Below are 20,804 nucleotides of genomic sequence, written 5' to 3' on the forward strand. Positions count from 1 at the left end.
TGGCAGACCAATCGCCGGCGGGAAAGTGTGGGGGAATGCCGGAAATGCCCGCGGAAATATCCGATGTCGTTCTCCCGGGCCGCCCTGATGGCGCCGCTAGCCGTTCTTGAGCGCCAGCGCCCGCTCGTACAGCGTATTCCGAGGGGCGCCGGTGATGGCGGCGGCCAGCTTGGCGGCGCTCTTCGTTGGCAATTCGGCCACGAGCAGTGCGAGCACGCGCTGCGCTTCGGCGTCCACGCCGTCCTCGGCGGCGTTCGCGGCCGCGCCCGACACCGCCAGGACGAACTCGCCGCGCTGGCGATTCGCATCCGCTTTGAGCCACGCCACGCCGTCGCCGAGCGCGCACTCGTGAATGTCCTCGAAGCGCTTCGTCAATTCGCGTCCGATCAGTAGCCTGCGCCCGGCGCCCAGTCCTGCCGCGAGCGCGTCGACCGTCTCGACGATCCGGTGCGGCGCTTCGTAGAACACCTGCGCGCACGGCGACGCCGCCAACGCCGCGATGGCCTGTGCGCGCTGCTGCGCCTTCGGCGGCAGAAAGCCGACGAACGTGAACGACTCCACCCACGCGCCCGCCGCCGACAGCAACGTGATTACCGCGCTGGCGCCCGGTATCGGCACCACGCCGAGCCCGGCTGCGCGCACCGCATCGACGAGCCGTGCGCCCGGATCCGAGATGCCGGGCGTGCCAGCGTCCGAAATATACGCGATGCGCTCGCCGGCTCGCAGACGCTCCACCAGCCGCGCCGCGGCGGCATTCTCGTTGTGTTCGTGGGCCGCGATCAACGGACGATCGATGCCATAGCGTTGCAGCAGCTGTGCGCTGTTGCGCGTATCTTCACAGGCAATGGCGTCCACCATGCCCAGGATGTGCAGGGCGCGCACGGTGATGTCGGCGGTGTTGCCCAGCGGTGTGGCCACGACATACAGCGTGCCCGTCGGGTAATGCTGGCCCTCGGCCAGCGACAACAGACGGTCGCTCATGCGCGGGGCCTCCGGTAAAGCGAAGTCGTCGCCTCACGCACCCCGCAGGACGCAGCGACACCGGCATTGCCGGAAACGGTAAACATTGGAACAACCATGTCGAATCAGCTAGGAGTTTCGTTCGAGAGCCGCGCGCAGACCCTGCTCGAGCGACGCGGCTGGCAGCTCGTCGCGCGCAACTATCGGTGCCGCGGCGGTGAAATTGACCTCATTATGCGCGATCGCGCGGGCGTGCTCGTGTTCGTCGAAGTCCGCGCACGGGCGCGCAGCGATTTTGGCGGCGCGGCCGAGAGCATCACCCGCGCCAAGCGAAGGCGCCTCGCGCTGGCCGCGCGACACTACCTGTTGCGGCGCCCGGCCGCGCGCTGCCGCTTCGACGTCGTGGCCTTCGACGGGCGCCCGCCCGTCGCACACTGGCTGCCGAACGCCTTCAGTGCCGACGATCTCTGACGAAACCCGCCCCGTCGGCCCTGTTACACTTGCGAAAGTGCCGTTTCATGATATACGGCCCCGGATTGCCGGCCGACGCCGGGCATTGCCCTCGCGAGGCCGGCTGCTTTTGCGACACCCTGGCAAACGACCATGTCGATCGAACGAATTCAGCAACACTTCACGGATAGCGTCGAAACCAAACTGGCCGCGCGCGACGCCCTGGCGGACCCCATTGCCGCCGCCGCCGAGGTCATGTTCAACGCGCTGTCCAACGGCAACAAGATCCTCGCCTGCGGCAACGGCGGGTCGGCTGCCGACTGCCAGCATTTCGCGGCCGAACTCGTCGGCCGCTTCGAGCGCGAGCGTCCCGAACTGCCGGCCATCGCGCTCACCACGGACTCGTCGATCCTCACGGCCGTCGGCAACGACTACAACTTCGACGCCATCTTTGCCAAGCAGGTGCGCGCGCTTGGCCAGCCGGGCGACATCCTGCTGGCCATCACCACGTCGGGCAACTCGGCCAACGTGCTCGCCGCCATCGAAGCCGCGCACGAGCGCGAAATGCACGTGATCGCCCTCACGGGCAAGGGCGGTGGCAAGGTCAACGACGCGCTGGGCGAGCTGGACGTGCACATCTGCGTGCCGGCCGATCGCACCGCGCGGATTCAGGAAGTGCATCTGCTGACGATTCACTGCCTCTGCGATCTGGTTGACGCGATGCTTTTCGGCGACGCGTGAACCTATTGTCATCCTGAGGCGTCAAGATCATGACGGGCATCGGGTCGCGGGGGCGGACGGTGCCGGCCGGGCGCGGCGGGGGCCGCCCCGTTCGATCATCCAACAAGGAGAATGACCGATGAGTTTCCAACGCGCGCAAGGCGTTGTTAAGCCGCTCGTAGCGGCAGCGTTGATTGCCGCGACCCTGGCCGGTTGCGCCCCCATCATCCTCGGCGGCGCGGCCACCGGCGCGCTCGTGGCCACCGATCGCCGCTCCGTCGGCGCCCAGACGGAAGATCGCGAAATCCAGATCAAGGCGGAAGCGAATATCGCCAACACGCTGCCTGAAGCGGCGCACGTCAACGTCACGGTCTTCAACCGCCGCGTGCTGCTCACCGGCGAAGTGCCGGACGAGGCCAGCAAGCAGCGCGCCGTCGAGATCGTCAGGCAGATCAGCAATGTGCGTGGCATCGTCGATGAGCTGGCCATCGGGCCGGCAAGCTCCTTCGGCGCGCGCTCGAACGACGCGTGGATCACCAGCAAGGTCAAGGCGAACCTGATCAACACGAAGGAGATTTCGGCCAACGTGTTCAAGGTCGTCACCGAACGCGGCGACGTCTATCTGATGGGCCTCGTCTCGGAAGAGGAAGGCCGCATTGCCGCAAACGTCGCCAGCCGCGTCGGCGGCGTGGAAAAAGTCGTCAAGCTCTATGAATACGTGAAGCCGGAAGAGGCGCAGCGTCTGTCGACCGAAGCCGCGAAGAACCCCGCCCCGGCGCAGCCTGACGACGCGAACGCGGCGACCGTCACGACCACCCCGATCGGCAACGACACCGTCACGGCCAAGCCGCTGTCGACGCCCGCACCGATCACCGAGGGACCGGTCAAGCCCGGGCCGTCGAACAAGACGGGTAATTGACGCGCGCCGGCGGCGCGTGCCGACGCGTCCCGAAGTGCTCCCACACGCGTTGCGAATGCGCGCCATTCCTCCCATGCCGAACCGCCGGTATCGCACCCGCCAAGGGTGGGCGACGCCGGCGGCTCTCGTTCTGGGCGCCGCGATGCTCGTAGCGTCGGCGGGCCATGCCGCTTTCGCCGAAGGCGCGCCCGCGGCGGCACCATCGCCGGAGCAATCGCTGGCGCCATCGCCAGCGCAACCGGTCCCGCAACCATCCACGGCACGCGCCGCGTCGCCCGACTGGCAAGCCCGCGACTGGGCGCTTGCCTGCATGAGCTGCCATCACGCGTCGGCGCCGGTGAGCGCCGGCAACGCAACGCTCCCCACACTACCGACGCTCGAGGGCCGCCCGGGCGCCGAACTCGTTGCCGCGCTGCAGGCCATGCGCGACGGCCGGCAGCCCGCCACGCTCATGCCGCAACTTCTTCGGGGCTACCGCGACGACGAACTGCGGCGCATCGCCGAGTACTTCGCCGCACAGCCCCGACTCCCGGGGCGGCCCGCCCGGCCAGGGCCGCGTGCGGCTTCGCGTACATCACGATAGGCACGCCCGCATGCAACGTCGCGATTTCCTTTTGCACCTGGGGACGATGGCCGCGCTGGCAGGCATGGCGGGCGCGCCATGCGCCGCGAGCGCACAAACGCGCCTCGCGCCGCTCTGGCCCACGCCAGTGAAGGCGCGCGCTCGCGTGGTCGTGGTCGGCGGCGGCTTTGGCGGGGCGACGGCGGCCAAAGCACTGCGGACGCTCTCCGGCAATACGGTCGAGGTCACGCTGATCGAGCCGAACGCCGCTTTCGTCTCCGCCCCGTTGTCGAATCTGGTCGTCGGCGGCAACTTGCGCGTGACCGATCTCACGGTGCCCTACGACGCACTCGTCGCACGCCACGGCGTGGCCTGGCGGCGCACGCGCGTGAGCCGCATCGACGCCGGGCGCAAACAGGTGCAATTGGCCGACGGCAGCCGCCTGCCATACGACAGGCTGATCGTGTCGCCCGGCGTGGCGCTGCACCGCGAGGCGATCGGCGGACTATCGGAGCCCGCCACCGCCGAGGCTCTGCCGGTCGGGTGGACCGACGCGCGCGAGAGCGCCATGTTGCACGCCCGGCTTCGCGCGATGCCCGACGGCGGGGTGTTTGCCATCACGATTCCCGAAGCGCCGTTCCGGTGCCCGCCTGCGCCGTATGAGCGCGCGTGCCAGGCGGCGGCCTGGCTCAAGCAGCACAAGCCGCGTGCCAAGGTGCTCGTGTTCGATGCCAACGACGAGGTGCTGGCCGAAGCCGAGCAGTTCCACGACGTCTGGCGCACGCAATTCGGCGGCATGCTCGAGTATCACCCACAATTCAACTGCACCGAGGTTGCGCTCGATGGCGCCAGGCAGCTCGCGCGTTTCGAGCTTGGCGAGGAGATCCGCGCGGACGTGCTGAACGTGATCCCGCCGATGCGTGCGGGCGAGATCGCCACGTCGAGTGGCCTGGCGACGGCCAACGGCCGCTGGTGCGACGTGGACTTTCTGACCTTCGCCTCGACAGTGCAACCCGATATCCACGTTCTGGGCGATGCCGTCCAGATCGCGCCCCAGATGCCCAAGTCCGGCCACATGGCGAACCAGCACGGCAAGGTGTGCGCGGCGGCGATCGTCGCGATGCTGGCCGGCCGCCCGGTCAACCCCGAACCGCTCTACAGCAACACCTGCTACACGTTCGTCTCGGGGACCGAGGCCATGCACGTCGCGAGCGTGCACCGATACGACGCCTCGCAGCGCACCATGATGCCGGTCCAGGGCACCGGCGGCGCGTCGCCGCGGGCCACGCGCGAGGAATTCGCGCTGGGACTCGCATGGGCGCAGGGCATCTGGGCCGACATGCTGGCCTGACGCGGATTTCGACGGCATTCCCGGTCGCGGCAAGTGCGTTTGGAGGACTTTCTCTAAGTGCCGCAATGTGCGTGTGGCCACGAGCGACTCCGGCAATGTTGTGTGAGTGCCGCATTTGCGGCAGCCGGCCTCGTTGACGGGGGCTCGGACCTCTCGGTTACACTGCCCCAACGAAAAAATAATCGTTGGGGGGCATAGGGATGGCGCATCGCCAGGGAGAGTCCCGTCTCGCGTCGCGCGTTGCGCGTGCGGACACCATCGAATCACATCGTGCGTTTCATCGCGGGTTGCGCCGACACCGTCGCGCCGTTCGGTTCGTGGCCGCCGCGACGGCGGTCATCGGCCTGCTCGGCGCGCAGCAGGCGCGCGCCGACGCCAGTCCGGTGCGCGGCGACCCGATGCAGAGTCTTCCCAAGATCGAGGCACCCAAGGCCCCGGCCGCGACCATCCGCATTCAGCCGCCGACCCAGGAAGACGCCCTCAAGGCACTGCTCGCGCGCAAGATCACGCCGCAGCGTTTCGGGATCGAAGGCGTGAAATCGCTGCCGTTCGATCAGATCGCGGCGCTGTTCGCGCCCATGGCGGGCAAGGAAGTGACCATCGGCGATCTCGTCGAGACGGCCAACCAGGTCACGAAGATGTACCAGGACGCCGGCTACCTGCTGTCGTTCGCCTTCGTGCCCGCGCAAGACTTTGCCGGCGGCTTCGTGCGCGTGACCGTCGTCGAGGGCTACATCTCCGGCACGAAGATCTCCGGCACGCCCGGCCCGTCGGAGCAGCGCCTGCGCGACATCGCGGCGCACATCGAGGCCGAACGCCCGCTCAAGCGGGCCACGTTCGAGCGCTACCTGAATCTGCTCACGCTCGTGCCGGGCATGAAGATCAAGGCGGACGTGCAACCGCCCACGCAGACCGATGGCGCGACCGAGTTGTCGCTCGACGTCTCGCGACAGCCGGTGGCGCTCGGCACCTCGCTCTCATACAACAACCCTGGCATTCGCGGCGTGTTTACCGTGACGAGCAACGCGCTCACCCCGCTGGGCGAACAGATCCAGCTCACGGCCATCGCGCCCAAGGGGCACAACGACGAGGAATTCTACGCGGCGTCCTACATCCAGCCGCTGGGCTCGAACGGCCTGCAGGCGCGCGTGGATGCGTCGCACTATCGCGGCCAGCCTGACGACCAGGGCCTCCCGGGCCTCACGCGCCACCTCGACACCAAGCGTCTGGCGGTGGGCGTGTCGTACCCGCTGCTGCTCAACAACCAGCGCAGCCTGACGATCAGCGGCGGCATGTACGGGGTGAATTCCCGCGATCGCTATGAAGTGCCGGATAGCCCGAATTTCATCAATTCGCAGACCAACGTGCGCGCCGCGCAGGCGCAGCTCGCCTACAACGAAGTGACCGAGAAGCAGACGCGCAGCGCCACGCTGGGCGTCTTCAAGGGCTTCAACGGGATGGGCGCGAGCCAGTCGTACACCACGCAGCCGGCCGGCGTGGTGCAGATACTCGGCCCGTACGATCTCGCTTTCTGGCGCTTCACTCTCGACGCGAAGCAGGGCGTGGTGCTGCCGTGGGACTTCGGCATCGTCGTCTCGGCCGGCGCGCAGTACAGCAGCAACACGCTGCCGACCTCGGAGCAGGCCACGTTCGGCGGCCAGCGCTACGGCCTCGGCTATCCCGCCGGGGAGATTGCCGGCGACAAGGGTTGGGGGGCGTCCATCGAGGTCAACCGCATGTTCCGCATGGACTTCCGCTATCTCAAGACGGTACAGCCCTATCTGTTGTTCGATACCGCCAAGGTCTACATGAACTACGGGCAGTTGTTCCACAACCAGCTCGCGTCGCTCGGGCTGGGGGTGCGCATCTCCGACAGCAAGTACTATTCGCTCGATCTGTCGCTCGCCAAGCCGATGGCCGACGCGCCGACCAACGCGCCGCGGCGGCCGCTGCGCTTTAACGCCAACTGGTCCTATCAGTTCGAGTGATGCGCGGCGGCGACAGCGACGACGTGGATGATGACGAGGATGAGGAGCAAGGGCGCGCGCCGCCACGGCGTCCGCCTTTGTCGTTTTCGGCTGCCGTCGCACGGGTGAGTGTCGCGCTGCCCTCGCCCTCGTTCGACGATGCCAGCAACACGGATCACCGCTGTTGCGACGTTCCCCACCCATTTTTCTTATCAGGTTTTTCCCTGATGCCGCGCCATCCGCATTGCTTACACCGCTCGGCTGCCCCATCAAGGCGCGTCGCGCCGAACGGCCCGCTAATGCCCGAGAAGAAGGCCGCTATATCTCGTCGTATACATGGAAACGGCAAGAGCGAGCCGGCTTTCGCGCGCGATATGTCCGATACGTCGGCTTCCGATATGTTGCAGTGCAGCTTGCGTCCGTCGCCCGTTATTTTGATTATCCGTATATGCGTATGTAGGCATATACGAAATTTCCTGTGCCTTCACACGAACCCAAAGAAAGACCGTCATGGAAGAACTCGATCGCGTATTCGAAAAGGTATCGCACTACTTCAGCCTGCTCTCCGAGCCGACGCGGTTGCGAATTCTGCACGCGCTGTGCGGGGGCGAGCGTTCCGTGAACGAGGTGGTGACGGAGGTGGGGTCGTCGCAGACGAACGTATCGCGGCATCTCGGCGCGATGTACCAGGCGGGGGTGCTGGCGCGCCGTCGCGAGGGCAATCAGGTGTATTACGCGATCGCGGACACCGGGGTGGTCGAGATCTGCCGCGCCGTATGCGTGCAGGTCGCCGGCCGAATCGAGGAGGAGGCTCTGCCGGAGCAGGCCGTCGACGGCTTCATGCCGCGAGGGCGCTGACACACGCCGCAGGCCGATGGGAAAGCCGGGGGCGCGTCGCTTTGGCGTTGCGCACCCGATGTGGCGCTCCAGTGACGCCGCAATACCGCAAGACCCGCAGGACAGCGCGGCAACGAGACTGCGCGCAAGTGCCTTAAGCCCGTCAGTGTCCTCGCGGACGCCGACGGGTGCCACAAAACGCGAGGAGACAGGGTGAGCGACAAACCATCGCGGGCCGGCCGTTTGCGCCGAGCACCGGAGAATTTCATCGACGGCGCACTCGCCGCCGATATCGCACGCGAGGGGCTGAACCCCACGCGGCGCGGTTTTCTGCAGCGCAGCTTCCTGGCGGCGGGCGCCGCGCTCGCAGGCGGCGCGGCCTTTGCCGCCGACGCCCCGAAGACGGCCGGCGCAGGCGACCCCATGATTCTCGAGCCGCGCGCCTGGGCCACCTCGCTGGGCCAGCCGGTCGCCGCGCGTGCTTACGGCGTGCCGTCCCGGTTCGAGGCGAACCTGCAGCGCCGTCAGTCGCCGGGCCTCACCCAGACGGCACAGGCCTCCGTGGCGTTCACCCCACTGCAGGGCCTGTTCGGCATCATCACGCCCAGCGGCCTGCACTTCGAGCGCCACCATCAGGGCTGGCAAGAAATCGACCCGACACAGCATCGCCTGATGGTGCATGGGCTCGTGCGCGAGGCCAAGGTCTACACGATGGACGACATCATGCGTCTGCCGTCCGTCTCGCGCATGCATTTCATCGAATGCGGCGCGAATACCGGCATGGAATGGGGGAACGCCGCCGTGCCGACCGTGCAGTACACGCACGGCATGCTCTCGTGCTGCGAATTCACCGGCGTGCCGCTGTCGGTATTGCTCGACGACGTGGGCGCCGACACCCGGCGCGGCCAGTTCGTGCTCGCCGAAGGCGGCGACGGCTCGGGCATGACGCGCACGATCTCGATGGAGGCGGCGCTCTCGGACGTGCTGGTCGCCTGGGGCATGAACGGCGAAATGCTGCGCCCCGAGAACGGCTATCCGCTGCGGCTCGTCGTGCCCGGCGTGCAGGGCGTTTCGTGGGTGAAGTGGCTGCGTCGCATCAAGGTGGGCGATGCCCCGTGGAACACCAAGGACGAGACGAGCCACTACGTCGATCTGATGCCCGACGGCCAGCATCGTCAATACACCTCGATCCAGGAGTGCAAATCGGTGATCACGTCGCCCTCGGGCGGCCAGGCATTGCTCGATCGCGGCTATTTCAACGTGACGGGGCTGGCCTGGTCGGGGCGAGGGCGCATCAAGCGCGTGGACGTGTCGACCGACGGCGGCAAGTCGTGGCGGCAGGCGCGCCTGGAGTCGCCCGTGCTGCCCAAATGCCTCACGCGTTTCAACTTCGACTGGCATTGGGACGGTTCGCCGGCGCTGCTGCAAAGCCGCGCGGTGGACGAAACCGGCTTCGTACAGCCGCGCTATCGCCAACTGCGCGAGGTGCGCGGCACCAAATCGATCTATCACAACAACGCGATCCAGACGTGGCAAGTGGCAACGAGCGGGGAGGTGACCAATGTCCACGTCGATTGAACGCGAGTCGCTGCCCGCCGTGAGCCGCCATGTCGGCCTGTTCCTGCTGGGCGCGCTGTGGGCGAGTGCGCTGGTGGTGGTGGTCGGGCTGACGCTTGCCGCGTGGACGTCCAGGGCCGCCGCAGCGGCGCCTGCCGGGACGCCGCCGGCCATCAAGGCGCCGTCAGGCATCGGACGCCACGCCACGCCGGCCGAGCTGAGCGCGTGGGACATCGACGTGCGCCCCGACTTCAAGGGCCTGCCGAAAGGGCAGGGTTCGGTGGCCGACGGTCAGAAGCTCTTCGACGCGCGCTGCGCGTCGTGTCATGGCACGTTCGGCGAGAGCAACGAGGTCTTCAATCCGCTCGTGGGCGGCACCACCCCCGAGGACATCAAGACGGGGCACGTGGCGTCGCTGCGCGCGAACAATCAGCCGGTGCGCACCACGCTCATGAAGGTCGACACCGTCTCGACGCTCTGGGATTACATCCGCCGCGCCATGCCGTGGAATGCGCCGCGCTCGCTCACACCCGACGAGGTGTACGCGGTGACGGCCTACATTCTCAACCTCGGCGAAATCGTGCCGTCGGACTTCGTGCTCTCGGACAAGAACATTGCCGACGTCCAGAAACGCATGCCGAATCGCAACGGCATGACGCGCGCGCACGGCATGTGGCGCGTGGGCGACAAACCGGATACTCATAACAAGGCGTGTATGCAGGATTGTCCCGAGGCTGGTATCGTGACGTCCGCACTCCCTGCGTACGCCCGCGACGCGCATGGAGATCTGGCCGCGCAAAACCGTGTCATCGGACCGGTGCGCGGTGTCGATACGAAGCTGCCTCCGCTGTCGGGCACTGCCGCGCAAAATGCGTCGGTGCGCAAGACGGCGGCTCTCGCCACGCTCGGCATGGCGAGTCCGGACGCGCCGGCCCAAACCGCCGCTGCGACGTCATCGGCAGCAACGCTTGCGGACAAGAACGGTTGTCTGGCCTGTCACGGCGTGACCGACAAGAAGATCGGGCCCGCCTTCTCGGAGGTCGCCGCCAAGTATCATGGGCAGTCGGATGCGACTGAAAAACTGGTGGCGAAGATACGTGCCGGCGGCGCCGGCAACTGGGGCAGCATGCCGATGCCGCCGCAGTCGCAGGTCGCCGAAGCCGACGTCCACACGATGGTCGACTGGATTCTCCGTGGTGCACATTGAGCGGGCAGGGCGTCCGACGGCCGGGCCAAACCACACAGGTCGCCGCAGGACGCCATCCCCTACCCAAATCGAAGGAGATACGATGAAGAAGATTCTGATCGCTGCGGCCATGCTGGCCGGCGCCTCGCTGGCCCATGCCGGTGTCGATGTTGCAGCAGCGACCAAGCTCGCCGCCGCCAACGCCTGTATGGGTTGCCATGCGGTCGACAAGAAGCTCGTGGGCCCGTCCTATCAGGATGTCGCCGCCAAGTACAAGGGCGACAAGGATGCCGTGGCCAAGCTGGTGAAGAAAGTGAAGGGCGGCGGCTCGGGCGTGTGGGGTCCGATCCCGATGCCGGCGCACCCGAACATGTCGGATGCCGACGCCAAGATCCTGGTGGACTGGGTTCTGGCCGGCGCCCCGGCGAAGTAAGCCCGGGGCAGGGGGCTCGCCGGTCGGCCGCGCGGCAATGCGGCACGGCCGGGCGAGCGAACGGCGGCCGGTGCGGCATACGAAAATCGCGCCGGCGGCCCTCAGAGAAGGAAACACACAGAGATGAACCAACAGCGACGCGACATGCTGCGGTTTTCCGCGGTAATGGGGCTGGCGGTGGCCGCCGGGCTGATCAAGCCCGAAGAGGCACGCGCGGCACAGGTGGAGTGGAACAAGGCGGCGTTTGCCACCAAGAGCGTGGCCGACACGGTCAAGGCGCTCGGCGGCACGAGCGCGAGCCCGAGCGACCTGGTCGTGCTGAACGCGCCCGACATTGCCGAAAACGGTGCGGTCGTGCCGGTGGCGGTGACCAGCAAGGCGCCGAATACGCAATCGATCGCGATCCTGATCGAGAAGAATCCGAACACGCTCGCCGCGTCGTTCGACATTCCCGACGGCACGGAGCCGTCGGTGACCACGCGCGTGAAGATGGGCCAGACCTCGAAGGTCTACGCGCTCGTCAAGGCGGACAACAAATTCCTCGTGGCCGAAAAGGAAATCAAGGTCACGCTGGGCGGCTGCGGCGGTTGAGCGGCGCATCGTAGAACAAGAGGAGCCAAAACATGGGTAATCCGATGCGCATTCGCGCAACCGAGGCCGGCGGCGTTGTCGAGGTCAAGGTGCTGATGAGCCACATCATGGAAACCGGCCAGCGCAAGGACGCTTCCGGTAATATCGTGCCGGCACACTTCATCCAGAACGTCACGGTCGCCTGCAACGGCAAGACGGTGCTGTCGGCCGAATGGGGGCCGGCGGTGTCGAAGGATCCGTTCCTGTCGTTCAAGTTCAAGGGCGCCAAGAAAGGCGACAAGGTCACGGTGACGTGGACCGACAACAAGGGCGACTCGCGTACGGACGAGACGACTGTCGCCTGACGGCGAATGCCGGCCCCGGCCGAGTAGGACGCGCGGCTCGCACGCGCGTCGTGCGCGTCGCGTTGTGTGCACGGGGGTGTTCCGCCCCTGTCGTCGTGCCAACCAACCCACAAGAGGAGAGCCAGATGAAAGAGGCGCGGAAGAGCGCACGAGCGAGCAGCGCACGGGCCGTTGCGCGAGCCGGCACCGCAGGCGGCCAGTGGCTGCGACGCGGCGTGCTCGGCGGCATGCTCGCCATCGGGGGCATCAGCGGCCCCGCATTCGCAGCCGACAGTTCGACGGCCGACGCCATCGCGCAATACCGCGAGATGCTCGCCGACGGCAACCCGGCGGAACTCATCGAAATGCGTGGCGAGGAGCTCTGGAAGACGCCGCGCGGCCCGAACAACGTGTCGCTCGCGCAATGCGACCTCGGCCTTGGCGCGGGCGTGGTGAAGGACGCTTACGCGCAACTGCCGCGCTACTTCCCCGACTCGAAGCGCGTGCTCGACGCCGAGTCGCGCATCGTCGAGTGCATGGTGAACCTGCAGGGCTTCAAGCGCGCGGACGTCATCAAGCAGCCGTTCTCCAAGGAAGGCCAGGACCCGACCGACCTTGAATCGTTGACGGCTTACGTCGCGGGCCAGTCGCGCGGGGCGCTCATTCGCGTGCCGCAATCGCACAAGGAAGAGAAGGAAGCCTACGCGCGCGGGCAGAAGATTTTCTATTACCGAGCCGGGCCCTACGACTTCTCGTGTGCGTCGTGCCACGGAGCGGACGACAAGCGCATCCGTCTGCAGGATCTGCCGAATCTGACCAAGCCGGCGGCCGCGCGTCAGGCGTTCGCGACGTGGCCGGGCTACCGTGTCTCGCAAGGCGCGCTGCGCACCATCCAGTGGCGGATGTACGACTGCTTCCGCCAGCAGCGCATGCCGGAGCTCAACTACGGCTCGCAGGCGTCGATCGACCTCATTACTTTCCTCGGTGTGATGGCCAACGGCGGCAAGATGGACGCCCCGGGCCTGAAGCGCTGACCGACCGCGAGGCATACCCATGAAAACATTCGCATTGCGCGCGACGGGGCTCGCGCTGGCAGCGGCCGGGGCTCTCGTCGTCGGCATGGCCTTCGCTCAGGGCGAAGGTGTGAAACTCGTCACCGGGACGTCCGACGCGGCCGTGGTTCAGGAATTGCGCGATTCGTTCCGTGGCTCGGGCATTGCGCAGCTCGACCGCATCGATCAGAGCGAATTGCAGAAGCTGTGTACGCAGTACGCTACCAAGCCGATGCCCGCGAAGATCGCCGAGCGCCTGCAAAAGGCCGAGCTGGCGAACGTGAAGGCGCCCGCCGACGGGAAGTATCTCGGCGACTGGAAGGAGGGCGAGAAGGTCGCGCAGAACGGGCGCGGCATGCAGTTCTCCGACAAGGCCGACACCGTCAACGGCGGCAACTGCTATGCGTGCCATCAACTGACCAAGAGCGAGATCTCGTTCGGCAACATCGGCCCGTCGCTCTACAACTACGGCAAGCTGCGCGGCGACTCGCCCGAGGTTCTCAAGTACACGTGGGCGAAGGTCTACGACTCGCACAGCTACATGGCGTGCTCGAACATGCCGCGCTTCGGCGCGGCGGGCATCCTCACGGAGAAGCAGTTGAAGGACGTCATGGCGCTGCTGCTCGATCCGGCCTCGCCGGTCAATCAATAAGGCGGCGAGGCGGACGCCGTTCCGCCGACATGGACGAGGTCCGCGGCCGGTGCGCGTGATCGTGAGATCGTGCGCATCGGCGTCTACCACGGTGCCACTGCGTGGCGGGCGATCTGTCCGGACGGCGCCCACGCGAGCCTCGCGGCCGCCCGTTGCCGTCATTCGTCGTTGAATTCACCGTTGAATTCACCGTTTAGTGAGATTTCGTTCGCCGTCGACTTCCGGAGTACCGCATGAAACCCGAGACCGGTTGGATTCGCCACGCGAGAACGCCTGCATGGCCGCTCCGGGGTGCCAGGCGCGCGCTCGGTGCCGCGCTGAGCGCGCTGGCCATGCTCGCCGGGGCGCCGGCGCACGCCGTGGAAGTCGGCGATACGGTAACGCTGCCGTCGCTCACCCTGCTCGACGGGAAGACCTTGCCGGCCAGCGCGTTCAGGGACCGCACGGTCATCGTCGAATACTGGGCGTCGTGGTGTCCGTTCTGCGCGCAGCAGAACCCGCACGTCCAAAGGCTCTACGAAGCCACGCGCGGCAAGCCGATCCAGATCGTCACGCTGTCCATCGACAAGACGCCGAAGGAAGCGGCCGATTACATCCGGACACATGGCTACACGTTCCCCGCCGGGATGGAAAACGACGCATGGCGCGCGGCGCTCGGCAAGCGCCGCGGCTTGCCTGAGCTGTATGTGATCGGCCGAAACGGGCGTGTGCTGCGCAAGGAAGTCGGTGAGATGTTCGGCGAGGATGTGGCGGCGCTTGCCGACTATGCCGGCAAGTGAGGTGGTGGCTGCACGCGAAAACCGGCCGCGCGCCGATGCGGTGCGCAGAGGGTTATGGTCCGGCAGCGAATGCCGGACGGATGTCGCGCGACGCCATCGTCGCGTAATGGATAACGACAAGGGCGGTGCGTCGCCGGATGCGCTTGCCACGGAGACGAAATGAATCGACGCGAATTCATGCAGGTGTTGGCGGTGGCGGCAGCCGGGGGAATGGCGCTCTCGCATCGCGAGACGGCGGCTGCCACGGCGGCCGCTGCGTTCTACGATCTGCCGAAGTTCGGCAATGTGCACCTGCTCCACTTCACCGACTGTCACGCGCAACTGCTGCCGATTTACTTCCGTGAGCCGAGCGTCAATCTCGGGATCGGCGAGCAGGCGAACAAACCGCCTCATTTGGTGGGCGAGGCGTTCCTCAAGGCGTATGGGCTGCGCGCGGGAACGCCCGAAGCCCATGCGTTCACATATCTGGACTTCGCGTCGGCGGCGCGCACGTATGGCAAGGTTGGCGGCTTCGCGCATCTGGCCACGCTGGTCAAGCGTATGAAGGCGTCGCGTCCCGGCGCGCTGCTGCTCGATGGCGGTGATACCTGGCAGGGTTCCGGCACGGCCATGTGGACCAAGGGCCAGGACATGGTCGACGCCACGTTGGCGCTTGGCGTTGACGTCATGACGGCACACTGGGAATTCACGTATGGCGCCGAGCGCGTGAAGTCGGTGGTCGAGGAGCAGCTCAAGGGCAAGATCGACTTCGTTGCGCAGAACGTGCAGACGAACGACTTCGGCGATCCCGTCTTCGCGCCGTATACGATCAAGACGATGAACGGCGTGCTGGTGGCGATCATCGGGCAGGCGTTCCCGTACACGCCGATTGCCAATCCGCGCTACTTCGTGCCGGACTGGACGTTCGGCATTCAGGAGGAGCGGTTGCAGTCGATGGTCGACGAAGTGCGCGGCAAGGGCGCGCAGGTCGTTGTCGTGCTCTCGCACAACGGCATGGACGTGGATCTGAAGCTGGCGTCGCGCGTGCGCGGCATCGACGCGATCATGGGCGGGCACACGCACGACGGCGTGCCCAGGCCCGTGATCGTCGAGAACGCCGGCGGCAAGACGCTCGTCACCAATGCCGGCTCGAACGGCAAGTTCCTGGCGGTGCTGGACTTCGACGTGAAAGGCGGCAAGCCGGTGGACTTCCGTTACAAGTTGCTGCCGGTGTTCGCCAATTTGCTGCCGGCCGACGCCCAGATGCAGGCGCTCATCGAACGCGTGCGTGCGCCGTTCGCGGCGAAGCTCGCGGAGCCGCTGGCGGTGACCGAAGGTGTGCTATATCGCCGCGGCAACTTCAACGGCACGTTCGACCAGTTGCTGCTCGACGCCGTGATGGCGGAAAAGGATGCCGAGATCGGCTTCTCGCCGGGCTTCCGTTGGGGGACGTCGCTGCTGCCGGGGCAGGCGATCACGATGGAGCAGTTGCTCGACCAGACGGCCATCACCTATCCGTATACAACGCTCACGCCCATGACCGGCGAGACGATCAAGACGGTGCTCGAAGATGTGGCCGACAACCTGTTCAACCCGGACCCGTACTACCAGCAGGGCGGGGACATGGTGCGCGTGGGCGGCATGGACTATGCGATCGACCCGATGGCCCCGATGGGGCAGCGCATCACGGAGATGCGCCTGAACGGCAAGCCGATCGAGGCGGGCAAGACGTACAAGGTGGCCGGGTGGGCGCCGGTGGCCGAAGGGGCGCAGGGCGAGCCGGTATGGGATGTGGTGGCGCGTTATCTCCGTGCGCAGAAGACAGTGGTGGCGAAAGCGCCGAAGGTGCCCGTCATCAAGGGGATGAAGGGCAATCTCGGGGCGGCTTGAAGGCCGCTCGGCCGCTCCGCCTGACGGACGCGGGCAGGCATGGGCGGGCGTGAGCGGGGTGAGGGCAGGTGAGGACCGGGCAACGGAGCGGCGTTGAGGTCGCTGTCCCGGCACGGGAAGCGTCGTTCGTTGCGGGATTTCGGGCCGTCCAGGGGCCAAAACCCGACCATTTTGGTCGGGTGCTCGCCGCGTCCAAAAAAGTCGCTATAATCGTTGCTTCGTGTGGGGCGGTAGCTCAGCTGGGAGAGCGTCGCGTTCGCAATGCGAAGGTCGGGAGTTCGATCCTCCTCCGCTCCACCAAGATTTCGTTTAAAAACAACGCACTACGTCTTGCGATGTAGTGCGTTGTTTTGCTTTCGGAAGCAGGTTTTGGCACATCGTGTGTGCCAAATTTGTGCCAATCGGCAACGCTCGCGCCACGACCCTGCGTCTTCCGGGCTGCGATCAAGTGCGCACGTATGCTCAGCATCCTTTCGATTCGTTGTATGATTTAGCCGCGAGCCGATTACATCGGCAGCAGACGGCTGGCACCGTCTTTCATCAATCGCGCGCGGAGAGAGTATCCGGCCGGGTTTCTTGTCGACCCGCCGTGGGATCTCTTTGATGAAAGAACTGATCACGGTCGAGCAGCTGTCCGCCTATCTGCACAAGTCCGTTGCGAGCATCCGAAGCGATGCGACCCGCAATCCACAATCTCTTCCTCCGATCTGTCGTCTTCCGAGCACCAAGCGCCTACTCTGGCGTGTTGAGGACGTTGAACACTGGCTAGCCGCGCATGTCGAGGGCATCTCTCGACCCGTGGCCTCGGTGGTCGCGGAAGATTCGCGACCGCGCCGAGGCCGGCCTACCAAGGCTGAGCAGATTGCACGACAGCGAAGCCAACGTCATAAGCAATCCGGCATCCGATCCTCGTCCACCGAAGCCGCGGCCGAGGTGTAAGCCATGCAAGCATTCATCGTCGAGGCGACGCCGCTGGCGTCGCCTGGCGGTGCTTGCGATGCGTCCGCATCGACGCACTCGCGCCTTGCACCGCACAGGCATCAGCAACGAGATTTCTTCGTCGCTGACATTCTCGATGCTTCACCGAAGGACGACGTGGCAAGCATGGAGCACCCCTTATTCGCTTTACGCGCCGGTGACCGGCGTGTACGTGTGTACGAGCGAAACGGGACTACGGTATCAGTAAAACCTGGGATCGACGGCTGCGCGACGATTCATGACAAAGACCTATGGATCTACTGCATCAGCCAGTTGGTTGAGGCGAAGAACCGTGGCCGCGAGATTGCACGCACGGTACGTTTCACTGCCTACGACTTTCTGCACACGACAAATCGCGACGCCAGCGGCCGTGCCTATATCCGCATGGGAGAGATGCTCGCACGACTCACCGGCACGCGCATCGAAACCAACATCGAGACGGCGGGTAAGCGCGAACGCGGGTTCTTCGGATTGATCGATTCGGCCAAGGTCGTTGAACGCGACGGCGATAACCGCATGGTGGCCGTGGAAGTGACCTTGCCAGACTGGCTGTTTCGCAGCGTGGACGCTATGCACGTGCTAACCCTGTCACCAGACTACTTCCGCCTGCGTAAGCCTCTTGACCGGCGCATATACGAACTTGCCCGCAAGCACTGTGGCAGGCAACCGACCTGGAAGCCTAGTATCGCCACGCTGCATGAGAAGAGCGGCAGTGCCGACAAGCTATTCAAATTTCGGGCGGCTATCAAGGCGCTGGCCGCCTCCGGCGAGCTACCTGACTACCGCATGGCCTATGACCCTAAGGCCGACGCGGTAGCGTTCTACGCTAACGGCCCGAAAGGCTACCGAGCTGAAATCGCGGCTATCGTGAAGGGTCTGCCTCCCACCTCGGCCAAGGCTCGTGAGAATGCATGTGTTCGCAAGCGAGGTGGGCCCAGATGTCCGTGAAACTACGTGCGTACCGTTGTGGATAACTCAATCTGACCTGTGAATTATCACGTGCCTTTAGGGATGCAGTGCTGTGGCTTGCCACGTGCTTTTGGGGATGCGCCTCCTCGTGCTTTTAAGGATGAGCACGTCCCGAATCGCCTTGTACTGCAAGGGTTTCAAAAAGCGTAACGCGCGCGCGCGATATAACTCTATATAAAACCTTTAACGTTCCGCCGACGCTCTTCGCGCGGTAGCACAAGCAAGTAGTCGTTGCGTTGTGCTACTGCGCTCAACCCTCAACTTGTCCCTCATCTGTCAATAAGCTTCGTTCCGGCAACCGAAGTTTTCGTTCATCCGCCTTTCGCGCGGGCCCCGCCGCTACATCGAAGAGTCGTCGCCGAATGCATTTCATTGACACTTGAGGGACGCGAGCAGCCGAATTTTAGCCGCTAAATTTCTCGGCACGTTCAATGGACCCAATCCAGCCGAAAAGCGAGGACATTCCATCGCGCTTCGGCCGGTGCCCACGCTATCTCCATATCGGGCCGGGAGACGATCCAGTTCGTTAGTTCCGCATCAACAGCTTGTTTGACGCCAAGATGGGCGAGTTCCTGCTGTACGTGGTCGTTATCCAGGCAGAGCCGCAGGCATCGGCAAATTCCCTCGCCATCGAGACCAACGGGAACGATGGCCTCGACCTCTTGGTGCAGCCGGTATAAGGCAACTGCCTTCGCCAAATATGCAAGGGGAACGGGCGCACGATCACGCTCGGCCAGTAGCATATCGGCCTCGAATTCTGCGAGCACCATATCAAGCGTTCGCCATTCTTTCAGCTCGCCGGATAGTATCGACTGCAACTCGTCCAGCCGTCCCCACATCGCTTTCCACAGATCTGCCGGGCCGTTCTCATGCAGGACATCCGCGTCGGCGTCGAGACGCGTCAGCAGCGCTCTTTGTTGTGCGGACAGAGGCTTTTCTCCGCTGAAGTTCGGCCGCCACTTTCCGGACTGTTGGGTCAGCATGCCAACCTTATCGTCAAAGCGCGCTGCGAATTGGTGTGGGTTCTCCGCCCCCACGCGAGCAGCGAGTATGTGCAGGAGCGCAGCCGCGCGCATGCCGCCTTGCCGTTTTTCTGAATCGCTTCGCGCAGGTCGTGCCATAGGTCTTTAAACCCTAGTAAGAAAACGCCTGATTATTCGCACTGCAATTCTATTCCTGTTTGCCCAAGAATTCATGCAACAACGTCAATCAACCGGAATCAAGCCCAGTGTGTGAGTTCAATGTTCGACATCTTGAAAGAGCGGTACGGCGCTGTCATGACTCTCGAGCAATTGGCCGCGACATTAAGCCGGAAACCAGAAGGCTTGCGGATGGCCCTGCTGAAGTCGAAGAGCGAATGGGCGCGATCTCTCAATGCCCAGAAGGTTTACATCGGCCGCCGCATGTACTTTCCCACCGAGGCAGTCGCGCGCCTGTTCGATGCAGGAATTGCAACGGAAGGGGAGCGACGTGATGAAGCGAATGTCGATCGAAATATCCGAGGAGACGGCGGCAAATCTTCGTGAGCTGGCTATTCGCTGTACGCGGTCGAACAAGTTGCGAGAAGGATTCACAAGTCACGGCGATCTGACGCCTTCAACGTTGCTGGCGATGCTTGCGGAAGATGCCGGCATGGTGATCAGCCGCCCGGGAAGTTGGGAAGGTGCCAACTTGGCTCAGGTGCTGTCGTCGCACGGCTACGAGGTTTGAAGCTATGAAATCGCTGTCGGAACGAATTGCGGAGCGCGCCTTGAGGCAGTCCATTGGACGAAATGCAAGAAACCGAGCGGCATTTCTGCTCGTGCGGACGGAAGTTCAAGCAGCTATCGACGACGGGCATTCGCTAATGAGCATTTGGGAGGCGCTGGCGGAAGAGGGGCATATCTGCTACGGCTACCAAGCTTTCCGAAGATATGCCAACGAGCTGACGCGCAAGCCGCAAGTGTTTCCATAACGATCAGCGATCTCACCGCATTCAGTCGTTACCTTCTTGGAGTCGAACAGAATATGTCTTTCTTCGACCAATGCAGCATTCGAGCGTTGTTCTTTCGATTGATCGAAAGAACAACGGTAAATCAACAACGATGTCTCGATCGCGGAAAGGTCCAGTTTCCTTTCGGAAGCGGTGGCATGCCGGGCAGGATATGTGAAGTAGGCCCACCGGCAAGCCGGTGTTCCTTCTTCACTCTCCCTTATTCGCGTCTTCGGCGCTCAACGGGAATCCTGCTCTGCGAGGCCAGCGGCTACCGCCGCTTAATGCCGGCGTAGGCCGGATTGGATGAGTAATGGACGCCGAGACAAAGACGATGACGCGCAAGCATGGCCGCCACCTTCGTGCGCCCGTCTTGCCGGACGAAGAAGCGGCAATAAAGCGCAATGCGGCGGCGGCCGGCTTGAGTGTCGCTGCCTACTTGCGGAACGTGGGAGTGGGCTAGGAGATCCGAGGCATTCTCGATCTCGCCCGCGTTCAAGACTTGGCCCGAGTCAATGGCGACCTGGGGCGCCTCGGTGGCCTGCTGAAGCTCTGGCTGACGAACGATGCGCGGACGGCCGGGTTTACGCCGGCAACCATCCGCGTCCTGCTGACGAAGATTGAGGCCACACAGGACGAATTGCGGGCGGTCATGACGCGGATAGTGCGTGCGTGAG

22 protein-coding genes, 1 tRNA gene and 1 pseudogene are annotated in these 20,804 nt (G+C 64.8%); 22 read left to right on the forward strand and 2 right to left on the reverse strand.

What is annotated here, in order from left to right:
• Positions 1 to 96: 96 nt before the first annotated feature.
• Positions 97 to 981, reverse strand: coding sequence for a 16S rRNA (cytidine(1402)-2'-O)-methyltransferase (gene rsmI, locus PNO31109_RS10515; protein ID WP_150555562.1), 885 nt, complete (start codon positions 979 to 981; stop codon positions 97 to 99).
• A gap of 66 nt (positions 982 to 1,047) precedes the next feature.
• On the opposite strand from rsmI, the gene PNO31109_RS10520 reads away from it, so the two are divergent.
• The 19 genes from PNO31109_RS10520 to PNO31109_RS10610 all read left to right on the forward strand — a co-directional run bounded on the left by PNO31109_RS10520 (position 1,048) and on the right by PNO31109_RS10610 (position 18,134).
• The gene (locus PNO31109_RS10520) at positions 1,048 to 1,431 is read left to right on the forward strand and encodes a YraN family protein (protein WP_370750090.1); all 384 of its coding nucleotides are present in this window, start codon (positions 1,048 to 1,050) and stop codon (positions 1,429 to 1,431) included.
• Between the two features lie 132 nt (positions 1,432 to 1,563).
• A complete protein-coding gene (locus PNO31109_RS10525; protein WP_150555564.1) occupies positions 1,564 to 2,151 on the forward strand; it encodes a phosphoheptose isomerase in 588 nt (195 codons plus the stop codon).
• A 118-nt stretch (positions 2,152 to 2,269) separates the two neighbouring features.
• Positions 2,270 to 3,049 carry a BON domain-containing protein gene (locus PNO31109_RS10530; RefSeq protein WP_150555565.1) on the forward strand — a complete coding sequence of 260 codons (780 nt, stop codon included), beginning with the start codon at positions 2,270 to 2,272 and terminating at the stop codon, positions 3,047 to 3,049.
• Between the two features lie 55 nt (positions 3,050 to 3,104).
• Positions 3,105 to 3,632: a c-type cytochrome gene (locus PNO31109_RS10535; protein ID WP_241013766.1), complete on the forward strand. Its 528-nt coding sequence runs from the start codon at positions 3,105 to 3,107 to the stop codon at positions 3,630 to 3,632.
• 10 nt (positions 3,633 to 3,642) lie between these two features.
• On the forward strand, positions 3,643 to 4,962 hold the full coding sequence (locus PNO31109_RS10540) for an NAD(P)/FAD-dependent oxidoreductase (protein WP_150555566.1): 1,320 nt from the start codon (positions 3,643 to 3,645) through the stop codon (positions 4,960 to 4,962).
• A 200-nt stretch (positions 4,963 to 5,162) separates the two neighbouring features.
• Positions 5,163 to 6,950 carry a ShlB/FhaC/HecB family hemolysin secretion/activation protein gene (locus PNO31109_RS10545; protein WP_150555567.1) on the forward strand — a complete coding sequence of 596 codons (1,788 nt, stop codon included), beginning with the start codon at positions 5,163 to 5,165 and terminating at the stop codon, positions 6,948 to 6,950.
• Between the two features lie 489 nt (positions 6,951 to 7,439).
• Complete coding sequence (locus tag PNO31109_RS10550; protein WP_150555568.1) at positions 7,440 to 7,787, forward strand: ArsR/SmtB family transcription factor; 348 nt, start codon at positions 7,440 to 7,442, stop codon at positions 7,785 to 7,787.
• Between the two features lie 192 nt (positions 7,788 to 7,979).
• On the forward strand, positions 7,980 to 9,344 hold the full coding sequence (gene soxC, locus PNO31109_RS10555) for a sulfite dehydrogenase (RefSeq protein ID WP_150555569.1): 1,365 nt from the start codon (positions 7,980 to 7,982) through the stop codon (positions 9,342 to 9,344).
• Positions 9,328 to 10,530, forward strand: a complete 1,203-nt coding sequence (locus PNO31109_RS10560) for a c-type cytochrome (RefSeq protein WP_150555570.1) — start codon at positions 9,328 to 9,330, stop codon at positions 10,528 to 10,530. Before soxC ends, PNO31109_RS10560 begins: the two co-directional genes overlap by 17 nt.
• A gap of 82 nt (positions 10,531 to 10,612) precedes the next feature.
• Entirely contained in the window at positions 10,613 to 10,942 is a 330-nt protein-coding gene (locus PNO31109_RS10565; RefSeq protein WP_150555571.1) for a c-type cytochrome, read from the forward strand.
• Positions 10,943 to 11,065: 123 nt separating this feature from the next.
• A complete protein-coding gene (soxY, locus tag PNO31109_RS10570; protein WP_150555572.1) occupies positions 11,066 to 11,533 on the forward strand; it encodes a thiosulfate oxidation carrier protein SoxY in 468 nt (155 codons plus the stop codon).
• Positions 11,534 to 11,565: 32 nt separating this feature from the next.
• Positions 11,566 to 11,877, forward strand: coding sequence for a thiosulfate oxidation carrier complex protein SoxZ (gene soxZ, locus PNO31109_RS10575; RefSeq protein WP_150555573.1), 312 nt, complete (start codon positions 11,566 to 11,568; stop codon positions 11,875 to 11,877).
• A 227-nt stretch (positions 11,878 to 12,104) separates the two neighbouring features.
• Positions 12,105 to 12,890 carry a sulfur oxidation c-type cytochrome SoxA gene (gene soxA, locus PNO31109_RS10580; protein ID WP_150555645.1) on the forward strand — a complete coding sequence of 262 codons (786 nt, stop codon included), beginning with the start codon at positions 12,105 to 12,107 and terminating at the stop codon, positions 12,888 to 12,890.
• 19 nt (positions 12,891 to 12,909) lie between these two features.
• Positions 12,910 to 13,560: a sulfur oxidation c-type cytochrome SoxX gene (soxX, locus tag PNO31109_RS10585; RefSeq protein ID WP_150555574.1), complete on the forward strand. Its 651-nt coding sequence runs from the start codon at positions 12,910 to 12,912 to the stop codon at positions 13,558 to 13,560.
• A gap of 332 nt (positions 13,561 to 13,892) precedes the next feature.
• Entirely contained in the window at positions 13,893 to 14,339 is a 447-nt protein-coding gene (locus PNO31109_RS10590; RefSeq protein ID WP_150555646.1) for a TlpA family protein disulfide reductase, read from the forward strand.
• 159 nt (positions 14,340 to 14,498) lie between these two features.
• Entirely contained in the window at positions 14,499 to 16,208 is a 1,710-nt protein-coding gene (gene soxB / locus PNO31109_RS10595) for a thiosulfohydrolase SoxB (RefSeq protein ID WP_150555575.1), read from the forward strand.
• 224 nt (positions 16,209 to 16,432) lie between these two features.
• A tRNA-Ala gene (locus PNO31109_RS10600) sits at positions 16,433 to 16,508 on the forward strand.
• A gap of 303 nt (positions 16,509 to 16,811) precedes the next feature.
• The gene (locus PNO31109_RS10605) at positions 16,812 to 17,147 is read left to right on the forward strand and encodes a hypothetical protein (RefSeq protein WP_084663995.1); all 336 of its coding nucleotides are present in this window, start codon (positions 16,812 to 16,814) and stop codon (positions 17,145 to 17,147) included.
• 3 nt (positions 17,148 to 17,150) lie between these two features.
• Entirely contained in the window at positions 17,151 to 18,134 is a 984-nt protein-coding gene (locus tag PNO31109_RS10610) for a replication initiator protein A (RefSeq protein WP_150555576.1), read from the forward strand.
• Between the two features lie 449 nt (positions 18,135 to 18,583).
• Here PNO31109_RS10610 and PNO31109_RS10615 read toward each other — a convergent pair whose 3' ends face one another.
• Positions 18,584 to 19,138, reverse strand: a complete 555-nt coding sequence (locus PNO31109_RS10615) for a hypothetical protein (RefSeq protein WP_237170011.1) — start codon at positions 19,136 to 19,138, stop codon at positions 18,584 to 18,586.
• Between the two features lie 258 nt (positions 19,139 to 19,396).
• On the opposite strand from PNO31109_RS10615, the gene PNO31109_RS10620 reads away from it, so the two are divergent.
• The 3 genes and pseudogenes from PNO31109_RS10620 to traJ all read left to right on the forward strand — a co-directional run bounded on the left by PNO31109_RS10620 (position 19,397) and on the right by traJ (position 20,803).
• Positions 19,397 to 19,681 carry a hypothetical protein gene (locus tag PNO31109_RS10620; protein ID WP_064674888.1) on the forward strand — a complete coding sequence of 95 codons (285 nt, stop codon included), beginning with the start codon at positions 19,397 to 19,399 and terminating at the stop codon, positions 19,679 to 19,681.
• A gap of 188 nt (positions 19,682 to 19,869) precedes the next feature.
• Positions 19,870 to 20,109 carry a TraK family protein gene (locus PNO31109_RS21920; RefSeq protein ID WP_167362721.1) on the forward strand — a complete coding sequence of 80 codons (240 nt, stop codon included), beginning with the start codon at positions 19,870 to 19,872 and terminating at the stop codon, positions 20,107 to 20,109.
• Between the two features lie 331 nt (positions 20,110 to 20,440).
• Positions 20,441 to 20,803 (forward strand): annotated as a pseudogene (gene traJ / locus PNO31109_RS10630) (conjugal transfer transcriptional regulator TraJ).
• Position 20,804 lies beyond the last annotated feature (1 nt).

It is taken from the genome of Pandoraea nosoerga (assembly GCF_902459585.1).
Lineage (GTDB): Bacteria > Pseudomonadota > Gammaproteobacteria > Burkholderiales > Burkholderiaceae > Pandoraea > Pandoraea nosoerga.

Excerpts from the sequence above, each read along its gene's own strand:
- soxA (WP_150555645.1), top strand. The coding sequence starts at position 12,105 with ATGCTCGCCATCGGGGGCATCAGCGGCCCCGCATTCGCAGCCGACAGT.
- PNO31109_RS10620 (WP_064674888.1), top strand. The coding sequence starts at position 19,397 with ATGTTCGACATCTTGAAAGAGCGGTACGGCGCTGTCATGACTCTCGAG.
- PNO31109_RS10550 (WP_150555568.1), top strand. The coding sequence starts at position 7,440 with ATGGAAGAACTCGATCGCGTATTCGAAAAGGTATCGCACTACTTCAGC.
- PNO31109_RS10545 (WP_150555567.1), top strand. The coding sequence starts at position 5,163 with ATGGCGCATCGCCAGGGAGAGTCCCGTCTCGCGTCGCGCGTTGCGCGT.
- PNO31109_RS21920 (WP_167362721.1), top strand. The coding sequence starts at position 19,870 with ATGAAATCGCTGTCGGAACGAATTGCGGAGCGCGCCTTGAGGCAGTCC.
- PNO31109_RS10605 (WP_084663995.1), top strand. The coding sequence starts at position 16,812 with ATGAAAGAACTGATCACGGTCGAGCAGCTGTCCGCCTATCTGCACAAG.
- PNO31109_RS10540 (WP_150555566.1), top strand. The coding sequence starts at position 3,643 with ATGCAACGTCGCGATTTCCTTTTGCACCTGGGGACGATGGCCGCGCTG.
- PNO31109_RS10565 (WP_150555571.1), top strand. The coding sequence starts at position 10,613 with ATGAAGAAGATTCTGATCGCTGCGGCCATGCTGGCCGGCGCCTCGCTG.
- soxZ (WP_150555573.1), top strand. The coding sequence starts at position 11,566 with ATGGGTAATCCGATGCGCATTCGCGCAACCGAGGCCGGCGGCGTTGTC.
- PNO31109_RS10535 (WP_241013766.1), top strand. The coding sequence starts at position 3,105 with ATGCGCGCCATTCCTCCCATGCCGAACCGCCGGTATCGCACCCGCCAA.
- PNO31109_RS10610 (WP_150555576.1), top strand. The coding sequence starts at position 17,151 with ATGCAAGCATTCATCGTCGAGGCGACGCCGCTGGCGTCGCCTGGCGGT.
- rsmI (WP_150555562.1), bottom strand. The coding sequence starts at position 981 with ATGAGCGACCGTCTGTTGTCGCTGGCCGAGGGCCAGCATTACCCGACG.
- PNO31109_RS10525 (WP_150555564.1), top strand. The coding sequence starts at position 1,564 with ATGTCGATCGAACGAATTCAGCAACACTTCACGGATAGCGTCGAAACC.
- soxX (WP_150555574.1), top strand. The coding sequence starts at position 12,910 with ATGAAAACATTCGCATTGCGCGCGACGGGGCTCGCGCTGGCAGCGGCC.
- PNO31109_RS10560 (WP_150555570.1), top strand. The coding sequence starts at position 9,328 with ATGTCCACGTCGATTGAACGCGAGTCGCTGCCCGCCGTGAGCCGCCAT.
- PNO31109_RS10615 (WP_237170011.1), bottom strand. The coding sequence starts at position 19,138 with ATGCTGACCCAACAGTCCGGAAAGTGGCGGCCGAACTTCAGCGGAGAA.
- soxB (WP_150555575.1), top strand. The coding sequence starts at position 14,499 with ATGAATCGACGCGAATTCATGCAGGTGTTGGCGGTGGCGGCAGCCGGG.
- PNO31109_RS10590 (WP_150555646.1), top strand. The coding sequence starts at position 13,893 with ATGCTCGCCGGGGCGCCGGCGCACGCCGTGGAAGTCGGCGATACGGTA.
- PNO31109_RS10530 (WP_150555565.1), top strand. The coding sequence starts at position 2,270 with ATGAGTTTCCAACGCGCGCAAGGCGTTGTTAAGCCGCTCGTAGCGGCA.
- soxY (WP_150555572.1), top strand. The coding sequence starts at position 11,066 with ATGAACCAACAGCGACGCGACATGCTGCGGTTTTCCGCGGTAATGGGG.